Here is a 17,854-nt window from a genome sequence, read left to right as displayed (position 1 = left end):
CGAGGGCGCAATGGAAACAACAGCTAATCCGCTGAATTGCAAAGCACACGTGTTGAAGTTCATTGAAGAAACTCGCTTCGTTAGCGAGAGTGAACTGCAAGTCAACAACATTACACCTTATCACGTCACAAAGACGTATCGCGAACAGATCATCAAAAGCGGTTACTACGATCAGCTGAAGTACATCGTCGAGCCATCAATCAAGGAGTTCGAGAGCCCCGGCACCTTAGATACGAGCGGCGAGCACGACAACACAGTCGTACCGGGGCTCCAGCACAAGTACGCCCAGACCGGTTTATTGCTGGTGACGGAACGCTGCGGCTCATATTGCCGTTACTGTTTTCGCAAGCGCATTGTGGGCAGGGTTTCGGATGAAGTCGCGCCGGACTTCGATCAAGCCGCGCAATATATTGCGCGCAATCCCCAGATGACGAACGTACTCCTTTCCGGAGGCGACCCATTCGTGCTCAGGACCGCCAATCTGAACAAGATAGTTGACTACCTGCTGCCAATAAATCATTTGAGTTCGATCAGATTTGGCACAAAGATGCTGGCCTATGAACCAAAGCGGTTTGAAGATTCCGCTTTACCAGCGCTATTCCAGCGTATCCACAAGGCGGGTAAAACCCCAATCATCGTCACGCACTTCGACCACGTAGGTGAGATCTCATCCGACGCGGAGCACAAAGTTCGCACTTTGCGAGCACAGGGCGTGCAATTCCTTAATCAGTCCGTACTTCTCGCCAAAGTCAACGATGATCCCGAAATACTGGCCGCTACCTTCGCCAAATGCCACGAAATCGGAGTGCGACCTTACTACTTATTTCAAGCAAGGCCGGTGAAGGGTGCATCGCACTTCCAAGTCGCACTTCGGCGTGGACTAGAAATTGTACGCGGCATCAACCAACGTCTGAGCGGGATCGAGAAGACATTCAAATACATCATGTCCCATTACACAGGAAAAATAGAGATATTGGACTTAGGACAGGATGGCCGCGTGTATATGCGATACCACCAGAATAAGGTTCCTGAGAAGATCGGTAAGATCTTTTCCCGACCGCACGTCGCGACAGCCTGTTGGCTTGATGATCTGCCCGCACAATGAAATCTACCCCACGCTCTGCAGCCCACGAAACTCGGAGGGCGTACGGTGCCCCTGCCGCCCCACGAAGCGATTCAAGTTGAGCCGCTGGAGGCGGGCCCTGAAGCGACCCAGATTCACGGAAGAGCAGATTATCGCGTCTTGAAGGAGCATGAGGGTGGGGCGAAGACGGCTGACGAGGCTCGCAAGCATGGGATCTCCGAAGCGACGATCTACAATTGAAAGGTTAAATTCGGTGGCATCGATGTCTCTGAGGCCAGGCGTTAAAGCTGCTGGAAGAGGAGAACGCGGAGCTGAAAAAGCTTCTGGCGGAGCAAATGCTCGGCGCGGCCGCCCTTCTCGAGCTGCTTTCAAAAAGGCAGGACCCGCCACCAAGCGCTGCGGTTGCGCATCTACAGGCCGTCATGAGCTTGTCGGAAGGCCAGGTCTGCTCGATCATCGGCGCGGATCGGAAGATGATTCGTTACCATTCCAACCGCTCTGCGGACGCGGCTCTGCGCGGCCGGTTGCGCGATCTGGACCTGTGGGCCTACCAACGCGGTGTTATGCTGGACTTCTCCAGGCCCGGTAAGCCAACAGACAACGCGTTCATCGAAGCCTTCAACTTCCGGCCCGAATGCCTCAACACGCACTGGTTGCTCAGCCTTGCGGAGGCCCAAGAAAAAGTGGAGACTTGACGCAGACACTACAACGAGGAACGGCCCCTGCGCCATCGGCAACAGACCGCCCATTTTGCTGCATAACCACGTCGGCGCATCCAGCCCGCCAACGTGATCACGGCGAAAAACTCTAGTTCTGAATGGTCCAAAGTTCGGCCTCGCTGCAAAAAAGCCCGAGACTCTAGCCGCTGCTGGATGAAAATTCAGCAGGTCATCTTGGATAGAAGCGGTTGCTGCGACTTAATGTCAGTGCGGCCACGAACGAGAAGTCAGGATGACGCGATGACCGCTTTGACAGCTCCGACCTGAGCGATGTTCGCGCAGTCGCCGAGTGATCTTACGATATGCCGCCTTTCCGCCGTCACCCACCTTCAGAGAGGCCCGCAGTGGGAGATAGAACCGGCTGTACCACTCTCCGGAAGCGACGACCGTATCAGACCGTCTCGAGGCATCGAGCACAACTGGCGCGGCGATCGCAGGATCACTGTCGCCACATACGAAAACATCGGCAGCCGCGTACGACCTCTCAGCCCAATTGTGTAAGGTCATGTGCGATTCAGCCAACAAGACTATTGCAGAGACGCGACGGCGGGGGACAAAACTTATGAACATGAAGGTGGAGTAGGTGTCACCCTCGCTGCAGGAATGGCTTTTCGTATTGCGTCTTCCGCAGACCCCGGATCGTCGAGAGTCTTCGTTCGCCAGACAGAGCCGGTGGGGTGTCCTTCTCGTTATGCATAGTGCCGGCTCAAGTTTCGCGAAATTAATCGTGCCAATTCCGCTTTCACGAGGAGAGCACCGAACCAGTGCCAACGCGCCTACAAATGCGAGAAATCACTCGCCGGAACCAGCCTCTAGGCGCGGGCGCCATGCAGACGATCCCGAGGCGACCACAAGATCAGGTAGGCGCCAAAGCGACCCCGCGGTCCTAGCGTCCCCTCTTCCTGCCGATCATCGAGCAAACAGAAGTGAACCCGAACGACGAAGAGCAACGACGAAACGTTATTACATGCGGAATTAGGGTGGCGACGCTCAAGTGCTTTGGCGTTCTGATTTGAGCGCCGCAGAAGGCGACGAATGGCGGGGCGTGTGCGTAGGGAAAATCAGTCAGGGAAAAATCAGCCTGGGGAGCGTCAACCGGTTGAACCGACCACGACGATTGATCGGCTTACAGGATCGGATCCAGAGAGGGTTGGGCTGAGGCGCGGCGCAGACGATCTTACATATGGGGCTAAGCTTGAGATCTGATTCCCTCGGACGGACCTACCGGAACAAGGTGCTCACGGGGCGGTTGTCGGCTTTTTGGGGGAGCGGGGCTTCGACTAGGCGAGGGCGGTCGTCGCAATTTTGAAAGCTGCATCAACGTACCGCTCGATCCATTGTTACCGGCTTCCCGTACATCATTCGTGATCGGGCCGAACCGCCAATTCATTTTGGGTCTCCGCGACACGTCATCGCGCGGCACGAGCTTTGCGAAAGTAACCGCGAGACAGCCTGAGTATGCAAGTCTTGAAGGTCGCAAGAAGGATGCGAACTGCCGTTTCCTTTGGGAAGATCAGGCCAGGCGCCATCTGGGCGAAGATGTCCCGAATATTGTAGGCGCTCTACTGTGAGCAATTTAAGGATCGATGGTTGTCGCCCGTTTGCGCTGCGGATCTGGTGCGTCGATCTGCTGACGGAATCGAAGGCGCGACTGGCGTTCTCCAATGATCCGCGCCTACGATAGTGCGGTTGCTACAGCTTGGTCATATCCTCCGATCATGGGTTGGGCCGCGAGCTTTCGCCTAGTTGAGTCGGGAGCGAAGTTGACCTCACGCCGCCGGCGTATCCTAGCAAGAGCTACGGGATTGCTAGGCATAGAGGCTCGTACAAAGGTATTTGCATCCGCGCGGGACTGTACGGATTGTACGGAAGTGACGCAGTTTAAACACGTCGCCGCTGTGGCGATCGTGCGTTGGTTCGTTTCGAACGAAGTTTTCACACCGCTGACTAAGCCGATCTGCCAACGTAATCGGGCGAGCGGCGGAATGGTCCGCACCGCGACGCCAGTGGTTGAAATCTTCAGTTGGCGTTCGAGGAAGGCCCTGGTGGTCGAGAATGATTGGGGGCGAAGGTGGCTGGTCTCTGGGGTGAGCGGCCACCTGAGATGAAAAGTTTGGAGGGTTTTTATGAAGATGGCGAAGCGCCTTTTTCTAGGTTCGGCGGCGGCTCTGATCGCCACGGGGGGAGCGCAAGCAGCCGATCTCCCGGTCAAGGCCAAGGCGATCGAGTACGTGAAAATCTGCTCATTGTACGGTGCCGGCTTTTACTACATTCCGGGCACTGACACTTGCATCAAGTTAGGTGGCTATCTACGCGCCGAAGTCACGCTAAACACGAGCTACCATTTCCTCGGCGCCGACAGTGGCGTAGGTGGCGCTAACAACCGTTTGAGCGACTACTACAGCACGCGTTCTCGCCAAGGTCTCAATATCGATACGCGCACCGTGACTGAATATGGCGTGGTCCGCACGTATTGGGAGGGCGCCTTCACTTGGACCACAGGTACCTATAGCGGTGCCGGCACCGGCGGGACGACCTATACGTCTTCGCTAGGCTCTCAGGTCGCGACGGGTACCCTCGGTCTCTACCACGCCTTCATCCAGTTTGCTGGTTTCACGTTTGGCAAAGCATATTCGCAGTTCACGACGCCTTGGGCGCAATATCCGGCGAACTCTTACGAGCTGCCGGGCGCCGGTGGCTGGGATCCCGTGAATCAGTTCTCTTATACTTTTGACTTCGGTCAGGGTGTGACGGCCTCCCTGTCGGCTCAGGACCAAGTCGCCACTCACCAGCTCGCTGTATGGAACGTCAGCAGTGCAACCCCTGTTGGCATGGCGACGGGCCTGTACGGAGCAAACGACTTCGGGGGCACGCGGAGCCCAGACTTCGTCGCGATGGTTCGCGTTGACCAGGCTTGGGGTCTTTTCCAAGCGTCGGTCGCCGCGCATGACAATCACGCTGCCTACTATGGTGCGACCGAGCTCACCGGTCATCCGGATGACAAGTGGGGCTGGGCTGGTCAGCTCGGCTTGTCGATCAAGAACATCCCGACTGGGCCGGGTGATACGATCAACATGTCGGCTGTGTATACGAACGGCGCAAGCCGTTACAATTTCCACGACTATACGGCGGCGCCTGCCTTCGCCATGTATGGAAGCACCGGTCTCGCCGGTGCTTACCAGAGCGTCGGCCTCGCCGGCGTATCTGATTCGGTGTTCGTGAGCGGCTCCAGCCAGCAACTGACTACGACGTATGGCTTCCAGGGTGGCTACAGCCACAACTGGGATCCGCGCTGGGTTACCAGTATCTTCGGCGCGTGGAGTGCTGTCCGCTACAACGGCACGGCCAAGGGCTATGTCTGCGGCGCGTTCGTAGCCAACCTCGCACTTTCGAGCGGTGTTGCAGGTTGCAATCCTGACTTCAACTACGCGGTTATTGGTACAAGGACGGGATGGACTCCGGTCAAAGGTCTGACCTTCTCGGCTGAACTCGCGTACACAATGCTAGACCAGAAGTTCGCGAGCGGAAGCACAGTCACCCTTCCAACGCAGTCGTCTATTGCCAAACCAGCTACTGCATATGAGCTGAAGGACCAGGGCAGCCTATCTCTGTTGCTCCGCGCGCAGCGCGTCTGGTGAATCTCCGTAAACTAGCAGAAGGAGGAAGGAAGCGGCTCTATTCAACTTGGTTTGACCTCCAAGAAGGCCTCCGGCATGCCCGCCGGAGGCCTTTCCGCGTTCAGGTACGCGAAACGAGCTGACAGGCGGGCGACAGCCGGGCACGGAAACGTTGGCGAACGGCTCCGCGCAATGAGCAAATTTGGTCGGGATAAATCCCACTAAATTCCCCGTGTGGCTATGCTTCCTTGTAATGTGTGCCGAAGAAAGCGGTTCACCAGCGGAATCATGAGACGAGCGGCGGCCAGCGTACCAGGTCAATGCGGTGTTCGCAGAACCAACGTGCCATTTGCGACGGATTGATCCCGCACCGGGCAAGCAGGCCCTGAACAATCGAGCGCTGCCGTTTTCTTGATGTTGAAGTAGCGATTGCGACGAGCTTGCGCACGATGATCATGGCAGTGATCTGCGCCTCGACGCAAACCAGTTCTCGATATGCGACCGCGCTGCTCGCGGCGACGAATTTTCGATCATTCTCACGGACGATACCTCGCCGACGCATGTGAGCCAATTCGCGGCTGAGCTGATCAGGACGTTGAGTGCGCCTTATGAGATTGAGGGCAACCAAGTCATTATCGGTGCCTCGGTCGGCATCGCGTTGTCACCAGGCGACGGCACCAGCAGCGCCGAGCTGATGCGTAATGCCGATATGGCGCTCTATCGCGCCAAAGAGGATGGCCGCGGAACGCATCGCTTTTTCGAGCGGGAGATGGATCAGCAGGTGCAGCGGCGGCGCGAGATGGAGCTTTATTTGCGCCGCGCCTTTGCCAGCAGCGAGTTATCAGCCGTTGATTGACATCGCGAGCGACAAGATCTCAGGTTTTAAGGCCCTTCGGCACTGGCCGCACCCAGGGAAGCGCATGAGCCTTCGGAGATCATGCTCGCGGTCAACCTGTCGCCGGTGCAATTCCGTAGCCGCAATCTGGTTCAGGTGGTGATTTCAGCGCTGGCGAATTCCGGCTTGGGGCTCGAGCTTGAAATCACCGAATCGGTGTTTCTGGCGGAGACGGAAGCAAATCTCTCGATCCTGCACCAGCTCCGCGAGCTCGGCGTCTCCATATCGCTGGATGACTTTGGAACGGACTATTCGAGCCTCAGCTACTTGCGCAGCTTTCCCTTCGACAAGATCAAGATTGATCGCTCCTTTGTGAAGGATCTGGCGAAACGCTCCGATTGCGGGGCCATCGTGCGGGCGATCTCGGGCCTCGGCCGGAGCCTCAACATCACGACGATAGCGGAAGGGTGGAGACCACGGAGCAGCTCGATTGGCTTCGTGCCGAGGGCTGCAACGAGGTGCAAGGATTCTTGTTCAGCGGCGCCAGGCCAGCCGCCAAGTGGGGCAGCTCTTGTTTCGCTTTGGCGCAAGGGCGTCCAGGGCGGCATGATCGCCGTGCCGCAGGAACAGCTTCGTCACGTTGAGGCTTCGCAAATCAAACCCGATCAGGCCACGAGGTCGCCCGTAGCCGTCTCTGCCCCCAGGAGTTGATCTCCAACACTTCTCGCGCGCCTTCACTGCGGGAAGGCGTGGTGCCAAGACGTCAATGGGGCTTCAGCGCTCTTGGCGGCAGCCGGCACCAGATGCACGATCCGATACCCGTTCTGACGCACGTAGCGCAGGAACGCAGGCAGCATGGCCGCCGTCCGCGTCTGCGCATCATGCAGCAGAATGATGCCCTTACGAGCGGCCTCGAGCCGCTCGATCAGGATTGTGAGCTCCTGCTCTGGAGTTATGTTCTCCCAATCGCTCGCCCAAAGGTCAGCTCCGAACACGACAATTCCGCGCGCCTGCAAGAGATCGAGCGTCGCAGGTGTCGCGTCGAAGTAGGGGAACCGGAAGAACGGTGTCGAGGGCATTTTGGTTGATACACCGTTTAGCGCTATTTCGACGGCGGCGATACCGCGCTCGATGTCCTCTTTCGCCTGCTCGAACGAGATTTTCGACATCATCGGATGCGACCAGCTGTGGTGCGCTACGGTGTGGCCCTGGGCGGCCATACGCCGCACGAGTTCGGGAAATTCCGCCGAGGATCTGCCGACCAGAAAGAACGTGGCTCGCGCGCATTCCTGTGCGAGCGCAGCCAGCACGTTATCCGTGTTGGGCATCCGCGGTCCGTCATCGAAGGTAAGGACGACTTCATGGTCCGCCAGAGGAAGCGTCTCGGGGAAGTTCTTCAGCCCCACCCGCGGGAAGAGTGCGGCATCTACAGCGAGCACCCGCGCCGTGCCGAGCGCATCCCGCCGATTGCAGCTAGAGGCGTCTGTCACGGCAGTACCGGCGAGCAGCGCCAGCACAGCGCAGCCGATGCCAAAAGCTATTCTGGTTAGGCGCAACTCTGTCATTGCGCTTTAGTGCCACCTAGATTGTTGGTGAGGCCGTAGTGCGCTCAGCAGACTATCTGATCGGCATGCGGGATTTCGGCGGATCGAGGCTCTGTCGTGCGCAAAAAGGTTGTCGAACGTCCGTTATCCGCTTGAACCGCTCCTGCTGCCTGTGTTGCTAAAGCTTGGGGTAGACTGTTCGTCTTTCGCAAGATCAGTGTCTTGGCGCACGCCCGGCAGCAAGGCGCATCGCGCACGTCCGCAGCGTCCGTTGGAGGTTCGAGAGCCAATTTTTCAGGGCGGCTCCGCCGATCCTGCGGGGCGACGCGCGTGATTGCGGCCTCGCGGCGCCTTTTCTTGTGTGCAGTCCGCGGTCATGACCACATTTCCAATCCATGTCAGCGACGAAAATCATTTAGCATCAGGTCATTCTGGTTTGTCAGGTCGTGCTCGCCTTGCTGTGGGCTGCGACCAAATGGACCGCGTGGCGGCTTGCGTTTCAGCCTCAACTTGGACCTGCTTGGTTCAAGCTCGGGGAGCTGGCCGGTCTACCAGCCGGCAGCCTTCTTCGTCCGGTGGTTCCAATTTGTTGCCTACGCACCTATTCTCTTCCTGCAGGGCGGGGCGATTGTCTTAGCCATGGCGCTGTCGGTCCTTCGCGCAGAAGAGGCGAGGGACGTCACCACCGACGGCCCGGCGCGCTGGGCCGACGCGCGGGAGGTCCGGCGCGCAGGCCTCTTAGGGGATGAGGGCGTCGTGCTCGGCCGGTTTCAAGGTCATTATCTGCGGCATGATGGTCCCGAGCATGTGCTCTGCTTTGCCCCGACCCGCTCAGGCGTCTTGTCATCCCAACCCTTCTGACATGGCCGGCATCGACCTTGTTCATGATATCAAAGAGGAAAACTTCCAGCTGACCTCCGGCTGGCGCGCGTTTTAGCCCGGTACTGGGGTTCGACCCCAACAAGCCCGGGAGCGCCGTTTATAATCCGCTTCTCGAGATCCGCCGCGTGGATTGCGAGGTCAGAGACGCCCAAAACATCGCCGATATCCTCGTCGACCCCAAAGGAGCGCTCGAACGGCGCAATCTTGGGAAAAGACCGCCATCCGCTGCTCGTCGGCGCCATCCTGCATGTCCTCAACGCTGAAGCTGACAAGACGCTCGCGGGCGTCGCGAACATTCTGTCCGACCCTGCCCGCCCAATCGAGGCGACGCTGAACGCCATGCTGGCAGCGGCGCATCTTGAAACCAGCGTCCATCCTGTGGTTGCCCCAAGCGCAGTGCCGGCGTGAATCGTGCCGATGCCGCCAGGATGGCCCGTGCCCCAGGCTTTCAGGAGATCGAGCGCCTCGTCGCCGCGCACCTCGCCGACCAGGATGCGGTCAGGCCGGAGACGCAGCGAGGAGCGCACCAGGTCGGACAGCGAGACGACGGCGTCCTTGGTTCGCAGCGCCACAACGTTTGACCCCTGGCACTGAAGCTGACGGGTATCTTCAATGAGGACGACCCGGTCTGACGTCTTGGCGACCTCGGCAAGAAGCGCATTCGTCAGGGTCGTCTTTCCGGTCTACGTGCCGCCAGAGACCAGGATGTTCTTCCTTGCGGCAATCGCCTCGCGCAGCGCGCTCGCCTGCTCTTGCGTTCATGATGCCGCGAGCGACGTAGTCATCGAGGCCAAAGACAGCGACTGCGGGTTTGCCGATCGCGAAGGTCGGCGCGGCAACGACGGGCCGCAGCAAGCCTTCGAAACGCTCGCCTGTTCCGGGAGCTCGGGCGAGATCCGGGGTGAGCCCGGGTGAACTTCGGCGCCGACATAATGCGCGACCAGGCGGACAATGCGCTCGCCGTCGCCCGGAGGCAGGCTCTCGCCGGTATCCGTGAGCCCGCTCGACGACCGCTCGATCCACAGCCGGCCATCAGGGTTGAGCATCACTTCGACGACGGATGAACTCAAGGAAACCTGCGATCGCAGGTCCGAGCGCCATGCGGAGCATGCGTGCTCCGCGTAGCTCAGCTTCTGAATGAAATGAGTGGATAACCACTTCTGCCCCCAAAATAAACGAGGCGGCGGACGATCAGCGACCTCTGATGGGACAAGTAGAAAAAGCAGAACCCGCGCTATCGCAACAATGGGTCCATGCCGTTCGTAGCCTGGCGTAAAAGAAGAAAGTTCGGGATAGATTGTTTCGACAGACAGAAGAACGGGGTGTTATGACGTCAGCCCAATGATAGCCCGGCGTTCACGCCTGATCTTCATCCGCCCGCAGGACGACAGAACCCGCGGCTTGACCAACGCCCTCCACCGAGCTCGAGCGCCCGCATCGCGGAAGCCGCAGCCGTTCCTGTCAGGCCCAAGAGCGACGGCATAGCAGTCGAACGGTAGACTCGTCTCACCACTCTCCGCTTCACCCGTCTCCAGGATGACCAGCTCAGCGGCCGGAACGATCACCTCATCCAGGATCCATAGCCCAGATCCCTCACGGGTGAGCAATGCCCGGGTTTTCCCTTTCAGGCGTTCGAGCCACGGCACGGGAACCCGAGAAGCGCTGCCAGCTGCAGCGACAGGTTCACTCCGAAAGCGGTCTGGTAAGCAATCAAGGGATAGTGCCCAGCGTCGAGAGGCCATTGCTCCAGAATCAGTCCCGTTCCGTATTGCACGATTAATGCCTAGCCAGTTGCAAGACGTTCAAAGCGCCGTTCGCGCCAGTGCAATCGGGAAATAATCTCCTATGATGGCGTAGGTCAGAGCTGTCGCTGACAAGGCGACCAGCCGATCCATTCGAAGACCAACTCGGCAGGCGCTGTTGCTGTCACCGCCCCCAATGAGCCCAGCATAATCATGAAGCCATTGAGAAGAGCCATACGCTCTTTCGGAAACCACAGGACGATGACTTTCAAGCCTGCCATCAGGGCGGCTGCGGTTCCCAGGCCGATCATGGCACGGCCAACGAGGAGCGACAGGACGCCTGGAGACAGTGAAAACCGCGCTGCACCCGCAGCCACAACGCCAAGGAGTGCGCTCTGCACCCGCGCGGCCCGAAGCGGTCCAGACACATCCCGATAGGAACCTGGACCGCCATGATGATCAGGAAATAGATCGACGTAAGCAGCCCAATATCGGCAACGCCATGCCCAAGATCAGTGTGAGGCGTCCAGCAATCAGCGTGTTGATCGTCCGGAACAGGTAGGACAGGTAGTACCCGGCCGCGAAGGGAAGAAACACGCAGGCTGTGAGCCGCCAAGTCCGATGGCTCCGAGGCCGGCAGGCGTGCTGCGCCATGAGATTCAGATGCAGGCGGGCTTGTCCTCAGCCGATCGATGGTTTCCCGTATCAATGGCTGCCGAGCCGGACCCGGCGCTCGACCTGCTCGACCAAGACCTTGAAGCGCCGCTCGCCAAGCAGGCAAGCCTCCGCTGCTCCGATGGCGGCATGGGAGGTGTCACCGTGAGGTGATAGCGCGCATGCAGACCGACCGTCTCGGCAATGATCGCAATATCGCGCTCGAGCCTCTCGATCTGGCCAATTATTCGGTCGAGAGCCTCATGAACGACCCGGTCGGCCGCCGGCACAGGATTGAGGAAGCCCTCAAGTGCCGTCTCGACCACCATGCTTTTTTTACTCCCGGGCGATCGCCGGCTGCTTCAAGGCGCTGGAACATGCTCTCGGAAAGCTCACCAGCTTCATTCAACATCGAGCTGGGCTGGCTTTCGAGCTCTTCATGGCCTTGCAATTTTTCTGCCTTGTCCACTTTGTGACCGCACAGAGCCACGACACGGCGCCTGCACCGCGCGGTAGACCCGATTGATCCCGGTGAATCGCCCCCAGCGATGACGGCTCACAAAAGCGGCAGGCCGAACGCCACATCAACCGCAGAGACAGACTTGTCGTACTCTGGCGCAGGCAAAGAAAGGATTGGACGGCCCGGTCAGATCCGGGCCTGTTCGGCTCGCGCGCCAACATCACAAACGCGCCTGTGAATGCGCTGGACTTGAACAAGGCGCCCGCCCCTCTCTTCCTTCACGGGCAGGTACCGCTGCAGGAACCACCTATCTCTGGAATGGGGCCTTCTAAAATGTAGAGCCGTTACAACGCCCCTCGATCGCGCGGATAAGTCTTTTCACCCAGGCTTCTCAGAGGCATCAACGTCCATACTCACTTCTTTGAGAAGGGTCGAGTCGATCCGCTGGACAGCCGCCGTCCGAGCGCTTCAACAAAGCGGCTGTAGCGCTCAGCTCATTTGGCGCGCGCGGCCGCACCTGACTGTTCGAAGGGCCGGGTCGAGGTCAGCCACAAGCGGATGAACAGCGCGACAGTCTCGAGTGTCACGGCGTCATTGCGCTCGAGCCTTTCGAGCACGCGCGATCCGGTCGACAGCTTCGTAGCGCTCGGAATCATCAGGCGAAAGGAACGAAGCGATCGTGGCCTCCGCAACCAGCGACTTGGGCTGGCTGCGATGATTTGCGAAGGTGTCGAGGCTCTTGAAGATCGCCGGATCGAGATAGATGCTGAGCTGAACTTTCTTCATTTGGACGGGCTCAGAGGTCATGCCATCGTCAGGATCGAGGCCGACGTTTCGCGCAACGCCCTGCATAGACTGGCTGAAGGCTTGCGCCTGGACGGCATCGGCGTCGCCCGCATCGAACTCCTGTTCGACAAGCGGCACCGTCACCTCGATCTCCTCATGCTGCGGCAGTTCCGGCTCCCGGCGAAGGCCCCCGTTCGGGTCCTAGCTCCTGCGCTTATGGCTCGTGAGCAGCTTGGCCGAGGGAGCTATGGGCGCTCGCGATGACCCAGTCATCGCCCTGCGCAGCCAAGGTGACACTTTTGGGCCCTGGTGGCTTCAGCACCCGCCGCTGGAACTGCGGATCCTCGTAGTAGCGGACTTTGGTGGCCCGCACCGGGTGCCCCCCGCTCGAGCCTGGCGCAGCGATCCAGCAGAGCCGCGGCAAAGACACGCAACTTGGCCGGATCGCTCGGCAGCTCATCAGGCAAATCACTCATTGGCCCAACTCTGCCATGCTTCGCGCCCCGATGCAGCGAGATTTGTATCTTTACGCAAGCGCTTTCGGCTGCGGGATCCGAGGCGCGTGCATCCGCGTCCAATCCATGCCGGCCAGAAGCGCCGACAACTGCGCGGCATTCATCCGCATCACGCCGGCCACGATGGGAGGCCATTTGAAGCCGTTGCTATCGAGCCGCTTCCAATACATCACAAGGCCGCTGCCATCCCAGACGACAATCTTCACCCGATCGGCGCGCTTCGCGCGGAACACCACCGCCACGCCCTTCATCGGATCATGGCCCAGCGTCTCCTTCGCCAAAAGCGCCAAGCCCTCCGCACCTTTTCTGAAGTCCACAGGTTGCGTCGCCACGTAAATCGTAAGGTTCGCAGGCGGCGTCAGCATGAACGTGTCCGTCGAAGCGCCAAGAACACATCACTCAACACAGCAAGGCCAGGCGCCCCCGCACCTCCACTCGTGCCCCCTGGAGCTCAACCGTCACAACGGCTGCTTCCGGCGACCCGGTGGGCTCTGCGGCCGCCGGTAGCGCCGATTCCGACACCACCGGCACGAACGACAGCGTCTCCGCCGAAGCTGGCAGCACCAACTGGCCCAAACGCGCCCGGCGCCGCCAGTCATGCACCTGCTGGGGCCGGCAGCCATGGCGACGGGCGACGTCTGTGACAACCGCCCCCGGCTCGAGGCTTTCCGCGGCAATCTGTGCCTTCAAATCATCCGGCCAGCGCTTTCGACCTGCGCCAGCGAACACTTCAATACGCGGTGACAACGGTCGTCTTATGTCGTCAGAATGGTCGTCCATTGTGAGCACCCTTCCAGAAGATGACTCTTCTAACGGTGCTCTCAAGACTCCGCACAAACAATCCAAAGGGCCTCGGCGCTACGCTTACGTTCGAGCTGATTGCGGCTTGAGTGATGAGAAAGCTGCGGATGCCATAGCCGGCCAAAGGCAAGCTGGCTCTCGAAGAAGTCGAGCCGGCCAAGAGCTGCGAACTGTTCGAGCATCAGGAGCAGGATCTGCTGGCGTCGGTCGGGATCCAGGCTCTCGGTCGGCGCCCGATCTGATTGAGGATGAGCCGCATCAATGGCTTCGTCCGGGACGATATCGGAAGGCGGAACGACCAGGTAGAGTGAGACGGGTCGAGGTCCGTCGACGAGATCGCGGACGCGCCAGGCGCTCCGTGCGGTGATCTTGGCAACGACTGGATCGCGGCAGAGCCCCAGGAAGCTCATCGCGGTTGAGAGAACGCCGGAGCGCTCGTTCTGGTTGTGACTGTCCCGCGCGCGCTGATCGCGGAGACCATCAACGTCATCGCCGTGCTGTCTGGCCGCGGTGCCGAGCGGCACTTGAGCGAGCTCGCTTGTGTGACCGGGCTCGGACCATCGGGTGATTACAGCCTGTCGCAAATCCGAGATTAGTCATGACCGCACGATCAAAGGAGGTTTCTTTTCCGCCACCGCATTCGCGGCGCTTTACCTGGCAACCCAACCGGCATGGGCTGCCGGCTCGAACAATGCCGTGGGAGCAGCCGCTCAACCAGATCCTGCAATCGGTTGAAGGCCCGGTCGCAAAAATCATCGCGGTCATCATCATCATCGTCACCCTCTCTGCCACAGCCAGCTGGCCTCGATAAACGTTGAGACCTGCGCGCAGATGCAGAAGTCTCTCCTTGGGACGTTTCGTTCCTGACTGGGGGCCACTCCTTCGAGTGGGCTCCTTTTTTTGTGGCATCTTTAGGCAAATTACGGAAAGCGGAGAGCAAGTGCGCACGACAACGGGCGCTCGCGGGCGCTAGAGCCGTGTGCGATGCCATCTGTACTCGTCCTCACGATCTTGAAGGAGACAGCCCGCTTCGCCGCGGCTCACAGTCGCTGGCTTGTACGAAGATGCTGGACACCTGGAGAGCGAACAGTTGTGTCCGAAATCCGAGCACACGATCGTGACGCATTAGAATTCTCTCGGAGCTGAGTCTCGCTTTGGTCAGAAACCCTACTGGGAGAATAGCGCTATCCGCCGCGTAGCTTGGAGGTGTCGTGCATTGTTTCGGACGCAGGGCGGTCCGGCACGTCTTCCTTCCATCGCACTGATCCAAACGGACGCTCCAGCATGCGGCGGACCCGCAGCGGGGCAGGACCGACATGGAAACCTGCGGCGCGCCGATCTAGCTCGCGCTCCGACTTGGTCGAGCGATTGCGCTGGCGCAAATAGTCTAGCCAAGTGGGGCAGTGATAGCGCTCAGTCCATAGTTCGGGGTCGGCGATGTCGCGCGCAATCGACCAGCCATAGGCGCCGTTGCGTTGTCGCAATAGCTGCACATCCTGCATGACCTTGTGAAAGGTCCGCGCATTTTCTTGCAAGATGCGATATTCGATCTCGACCACCAGCGGCCCACTTCGCGCGGTGAGCGCAAGCCGTACCTCAGGATCGGCCAGCGACTCGGCATCCTGGTCACTTGCTCCGACGGAGGGCATTCGAAGCCAGAGCCCTAGGAGTGGAGAGAGTAGCATAAGCGTCGAGGAAACCAGCAGCGCGACCTCGACTCCGGCAACATCAGTGAGGCGCCCCCAGCCCCAGCTACCAATCGCTATCCCGCCAGAGATTGCCGCCTGATACGCCGCAAGCGATCGGGCAGCCACCCATCGGGGGGCGGAGAGCTGTACGCCAATGTTGAACAACGTCAGCGACATCGTCCACACAGAGCCGGCCAAAAGCAGTGCGGCCGCTGTCATAACTGGGCTGCCACTCAGGGCGACGGCAGCGATTCCGCTCCCCATAGACAGAGCGCAGGCACGCACTGCGGCCTCGCCGCTCATTCGTTCGCGCACCTTCCCTAGAGCGATCGCTCCAACTACCGCTCCTAGACCGAATGAGCCAAGCATGACGCCATAAGTCTGTGCACCTCCATGTAGGAGATCACGCGCGACCAGGGGCATTAGCGCCAAAATCGAACTGCCCATCACGCCAGTTAGGAACGTGCGCGTCAGTACAATTTTAATGGAAGGGGAGTTGGTGATATAGCGTACGCCGGACACAATAGCGCGGCTCAGTTGCTCGCGCGGCAATCGCGATGGTTCGGCGACTCTCTTCCAGAGAAATAGGGCGACCAGCAGTGGCAGATAGAGCCATGCATTCAGCGCGAACGCTGCAACTGCACCCGTGGTTGCAACAACAACACCGCCGATTGCAGGTCCGAAGCTGCGCGCGATGTTGTAGCTGATCCCGTTGAGAGCAACCGCAGCGGGCAATGCCGCGGGCGGCACTTGCTCGCTGACAGAGGATTCCCAAGCCGGCGCCCTCAATGCCATGCCCCCGCCCATCACAAAGCAAAGCAGCAGCAACACAGCTGGTGTGGTGGAGCCTGAACATTCGACGATAGTTAGAGCGACCGCACCGCATAGCTCAATCGAGAGCGCAACCAAAGCCACGATACGACGGTCGTGCATGTCAGCAATAGCGCCAGCCGGCATCGCGGTCAGCATGATAGGTAGCATCAGCGCTGTCTGTACCAGTGCGACCTGGTCCGCGGACGACGTCATCTGAGTCATCGCCCAGGCCGATCCGACGCCTTGCATCAGGATGCCGAGGTTTGCGAGCAGGCTCGCAAGCCAGACGCGTCGATAGGTCCGAAAGCGTAACGGGGCGACGACCCCCTCGGAGCTGAATGTCTGTGGCCTAGATGGATCGATCATTCCTCTCGATCTCGCCCGTTCCTGCCTGATTTCCGGATCAAATCTGCTCGGTCAAGCTTGATCGCAACCCATCGTGCAAGCGCCTTCCAACTCGGCTTGCATGTTCCCCGTATCAGGGCAGCGCCAAGTTCTCAACGAAACTTGGTGAGGGAGCAAATCTAGTGAGAGACTTGTCTCATCTCGCAAGCGAGATCGACCTCTCGCTCGGAGCATCGAGGCTCCCGAGTATTGCGGGTTGCTTGGGCAGAGCAGGGCTATCGTCCGCAAGAAATGCCATGATGTACCGCGAATGAAGCTGGATCGCTTCGCGAGAATGCGGCGCGTCTCCAGGGTTAGGCGCCTAGGTTGAAAAAAGCTTCTGCCTATGTCGCAACCTTGTGAACGTGACATTGAGGTCACGGTGAGTCTATCTGATATCGCAATCTTTGTGTCGCATCGGACGAGACGCGATTCTCGCTTGTTGAAGCTCGCTGCCACCGGCGAATCTGACGAAACTTATCAGCCCAACGACAGTAGCGGAAAGTACAGCAGCGAGATTGCTGAATTTTTGCGTTCTGTGCCCGTGAGCGGCGAAAAAGTGCACAAGCGCGCCACTTTGTGGAGTAAGATGCCCAGACTATCCTTGCTCAATCATCTGCAGGCTCGATTGGAATTGCAAAGCCGACCTTAACGCGGTCGACGATAACCATCGTCTTAAAACCTTTGATGTTTGGATTTTCATAGAAGAAGCGACGCGTGAACTGCTCATAATCGTCCATCGTGCGCGCCGTAACGTACAGAACGAAATCAGCATCGCCTGTGACGTAAAATCCGTTGACGACTTCAGCTGACGATTTGATGGCCTTCTTAAATCTGTCGATTATATCAGTGCGCTCCCGCTCGAGGCTCACCAGTACGAGCATCTGAAGAGGTCTTCCTACAGCTTTTGGTGAGACGATGGAGACGTCAGCCTCAATAATGCCGTCTGAACGTAGCCGCTTTAGGCGTCGTTGACACGCAGTGGCAGAAAGCCCGGCCATTTCGCCAATTACCTCGGATGTCAGACGGTTGTTCTTTTGCACGATCTCGAGGATGCGGGCGTCTGTTCGATCATACTGCATAACTTCTCCAGCCTTCGGGTGAATCGCCGCGCCAACTGCCTGTACGATGCAGGAAATCTTCTGAACGACAGGAGATACGACGCAAATATGTGCGTCACATCAGTATCCTGAATGCATAGGCATTTCAACAAAAGGGCGCGTTGGACTTACAGATGGTCTTTCAAACTATTCAGCAGTCGGTGCCTGCGCCGTCTGAACGAGCAGGCCTGCGCAGATCAAGTGTTGCCGTACCTGTCGTACTTGCGGGG

General features: G+C 59.1%; 13 protein-coding genes and 7 pseudogenes. 9 read left to right on the top strand and 11 right to left on the bottom strand.

Annotated features, from left to right (window positions below; translation table 11 throughout):
* The first annotated feature begins 10 nt into the window (after positions 1-10).
* Both P6U29_RS34580 and P6U29_RS34575 read left to right on the top strand, forming a co-directional pair.
* Positions 11-1,105, top strand: coding sequence for a KamA family radical SAM protein (locus tag P6U29_RS34580; RefSeq protein ID WP_407114690.1), 1,095 nt, complete (start codon positions 11-13; stop codon positions 1,103-1,105).
* Between the two features lie 506 nt (positions 1,106-1,611).
* A pseudogene (locus tag P6U29_RS34575) lies at positions 1,612-1,876 on the top strand (transposase); the annotation flags it as partial.
* A 131-nt stretch (positions 1,877-2,007) separates the two neighbouring features.
* On the opposite strand, the gene P6U29_RS34570 reads toward P6U29_RS34575, so the two are convergent.
* Entirely contained in the window at positions 2,008-2,373 is a 366-nt protein-coding gene (locus tag P6U29_RS34570; protein ID WP_407114689.1) for an S-adenosylmethionine decarboxylase, read from the bottom strand.
* Positions 2,374-3,929: 1,556 nt separating this feature from the next.
* Here P6U29_RS34570 and P6U29_RS34565 point away from each other — a divergent pair.
* Positions 3,930-5,441: a porin gene (locus tag P6U29_RS34565; RefSeq protein WP_407114688.1), complete on the top strand. Its 1,512-nt coding sequence runs from the start codon at positions 3,930-3,932 to the stop codon at positions 5,439-5,441.
* A 265-nt stretch (positions 5,442-5,706) separates the two neighbouring features.
* On the opposite strand, the gene P6U29_RS34560 is transcribed toward P6U29_RS34565, so the two are convergent.
* Positions 5,707-6,048, bottom strand: coding sequence for a hypothetical protein (locus P6U29_RS34560; RefSeq protein ID WP_407114687.1), 342 nt, complete (start codon positions 6,046-6,048; stop codon positions 5,707-5,709).
* Between P6U29_RS34560 and P6U29_RS34555 the strand changes: the two are divergent.
* Positions 5,935-6,865 (top strand): annotated as a pseudogene (locus tag P6U29_RS34555) (putative bifunctional diguanylate cyclase/phosphodiesterase); the annotation flags it as partial. The gene P6U29_RS34560 and the pseudogene P6U29_RS34555 overlap by 114 nt on opposite strands.
* 124 nt (positions 6,866-6,989) lie before the next feature.
* Here the strand turns inward: P6U29_RS34555 and P6U29_RS34550 are convergent.
* Complete coding sequence (locus P6U29_RS34550; protein WP_407114686.1) at positions 6,990-7,820, bottom strand: polysaccharide deacetylase family protein; 831 nt, start codon at positions 7,818-7,820, stop codon at positions 6,990-6,992.
* Between the two features lie 407 nt (positions 7,821-8,227).
* On the opposite strand from P6U29_RS34550, the pseudogene P6U29_RS34545 reads away from it, so the two are divergent.
* Positions 8,228-9,077: pseudogene (locus P6U29_RS34545) on the top strand (type IV secretory system conjugative DNA transfer family protein); the annotation flags it as partial.
* Here P6U29_RS34545 and trbB read toward each other — a convergent pair.
* Positions 9,065-9,791, bottom strand: a pseudogene (gene trbB, locus P6U29_RS34540) (P-type conjugative transfer ATPase TrbB); the annotation flags it as partial. The pseudogenes P6U29_RS34545 and trbB overlap by 13 nt on opposite strands.
* A gap of 772 nt (positions 9,792-10,563) precedes the next feature.
* A pseudogene (locus P6U29_RS34535) lies at positions 10,564-11,077 on the bottom strand (MFS transporter); the annotation flags it as partial.
* Between P6U29_RS34535 and P6U29_RS34530 the strand changes: the two are divergent.
* Positions 11,066-11,251 (top strand): hypothetical protein, encoded by a 186-nt coding sequence (locus P6U29_RS34530; protein WP_407119612.1) that lies wholly within the window; start codon positions 11,066-11,068, stop codon positions 11,249-11,251. The pseudogene P6U29_RS34535 and the gene P6U29_RS34530 sit on opposite strands and share 12 nt — an antisense overlap.
* Positions 11,252-11,259: 8 nt before the next feature.
* A complete protein-coding gene (locus tag P6U29_RS34525; protein WP_407114685.1) occupies positions 11,260-11,553 on the top strand; it encodes a hypothetical protein in 294 nt (97 codons plus the stop codon).
* 575 nt (positions 11,554-12,128) lie between these two features.
* Here the strand turns inward: P6U29_RS34525 and P6U29_RS34520 are convergent.
* From P6U29_RS34520 to P6U29_RS34505, 4 genes are all read right to left on the bottom strand, one after another.
* Positions 12,129-12,467, bottom strand: coding sequence for a hypothetical protein (locus P6U29_RS34520; protein WP_407114684.1), 339 nt, complete (start codon positions 12,465-12,467; stop codon positions 12,129-12,131).
* Between the two features lie 382 nt (positions 12,468-12,849).
* Positions 12,850-13,203 carry an IS66 family insertion sequence element accessory protein TnpB gene (tnpB, locus tag P6U29_RS34515; RefSeq protein WP_091880705.1) on the bottom strand — a complete coding sequence of 118 codons (354 nt, stop codon included), beginning with the start codon at positions 13,201-13,203 and terminating at the stop codon, positions 12,850-12,852.
* A gap of 34 nt (positions 13,204-13,237) precedes the next feature.
* Positions 13,238-13,618 carry an IS66-like element accessory protein TnpA gene (tnpA, locus tag P6U29_RS34510; RefSeq protein ID WP_407114617.1) on the bottom strand — a complete coding sequence of 127 codons (381 nt, stop codon included), beginning with the start codon at positions 13,616-13,618 and terminating at the stop codon, positions 13,238-13,240.
* A 41-nt stretch (positions 13,619-13,659) separates the two neighbouring features.
* Positions 13,660-14,049 (bottom strand): type IV secretory system conjugative DNA transfer family protein, encoded by a 390-nt coding sequence (locus P6U29_RS34505; protein ID WP_407119498.1) that lies wholly within the window; start codon positions 14,047-14,049, stop codon positions 13,660-13,662.
* Between the two features lie 33 nt (positions 14,050-14,082).
* Between P6U29_RS34505 and P6U29_RS34500 the strand changes: the two are divergent.
* Both P6U29_RS34500 and P6U29_RS34495 read left to right on the top strand, forming a co-directional pair.
* Positions 14,083-14,235 (top strand): annotated as a pseudogene (locus P6U29_RS34500) (P-type conjugative transfer ATPase TrbB); the annotation flags it as partial.
* A gap of 13 nt (positions 14,236-14,248) precedes the next feature.
* A pseudogene (locus P6U29_RS34495) lies at positions 14,249-14,420 on the top strand (TrbC/VirB2 family protein); the annotation flags it as partial.
* 403 nt (positions 14,421-14,823) lie between these two features.
* On the opposite strand, the gene P6U29_RS34490 reads toward P6U29_RS34495, so the two are convergent.
* Both P6U29_RS34490 and P6U29_RS34485 read right to left on the bottom strand, forming a co-directional pair.
* Positions 14,824-16,506 (bottom strand): MFS transporter, encoded by a 1,683-nt coding sequence (locus tag P6U29_RS34490; RefSeq protein ID WP_407114683.1) that lies wholly within the window; start codon positions 16,504-16,506, stop codon positions 14,824-14,826.
* A gap of 626 nt (positions 16,507-17,132) precedes the next feature.
* Positions 17,133-17,606 carry an Lrp/AsnC family transcriptional regulator gene (locus P6U29_RS34485; protein ID WP_407114682.1) on the bottom strand — a complete coding sequence of 158 codons (474 nt, stop codon included), beginning with the start codon at positions 17,604-17,606 and terminating at the stop codon, positions 17,133-17,135.
* Between the last annotated feature and the right edge of the window lie 248 nt (positions 17,607-17,854).

The sequence above is a fragment of the Bradyrhizobium sp. LMG 9283 genome (assembly GCF_045571415.1).
Lineage (GTDB): Bacteria > Pseudomonadota > Alphaproteobacteria > Rhizobiales > Xanthobacteraceae > Bradyrhizobium.
This window is presented reverse-complemented; position numbering and strand designations above follow the sequence as displayed.

Coding starts and splice junctions, on each gene's coding strand:
- tnpB (WP_091880705.1), bottom strand. CDS start 13,203: ATGCTGACGCCGCCTGCGAACCTTACGATTTACGTGGCGACGCAACCT.
- P6U29_RS34570 (WP_407114689.1), bottom strand. CDS start 2,373: ATGTTCATAAGTTTTGTCCCCCGCCGTCGCGTCTCTGCAATAGTCTTG.
- P6U29_RS34565 (WP_407114688.1), top strand. CDS start 3,930: ATGAAGATGGCGAAGCGCCTTTTTCTAGGTTCGGCGGCGGCTCTGATC.
- P6U29_RS34490 (WP_407114683.1), bottom strand. CDS start 16,506: ATGATCGATCCATCTAGGCCACAGACATTCAGCTCCGAGGGGGTCGTC.
- P6U29_RS34485 (WP_407114682.1), bottom strand. CDS start 17,606: ATGCAGTATGATCGAACAGACGCCCGCATCCTCGAGATCGTGCAAAAG.
- P6U29_RS34580 (WP_407114690.1), top strand. CDS start 11: ATGGAAACAACAGCTAATCCGCTGAATTGCAAAGCACACGTGTTGAAG.
- P6U29_RS34525 (WP_407114685.1), top strand. CDS start 11,260: ATGCAGACCGACCGTCTCGGCAATGATCGCAATATCGCGCTCGAGCCT.
- P6U29_RS34550 (WP_407114686.1), bottom strand. CDS start 7,820: ATGACAGAGTTGCGCCTAACCAGAATAGCTTTTGGCATCGGCTGCGCT.
- P6U29_RS34505 (WP_407119498.1), bottom strand. CDS start 14,049: ATGAGCTTCCTGGGGCTCTGCCGCGATCCAGTCGTTGCCAAGATCACC.
- tnpA (WP_407114617.1), bottom strand. CDS start 13,618: ATGGACGACCATTCTGACGACATAAGACGACCGTTGTCACCGCGTATT.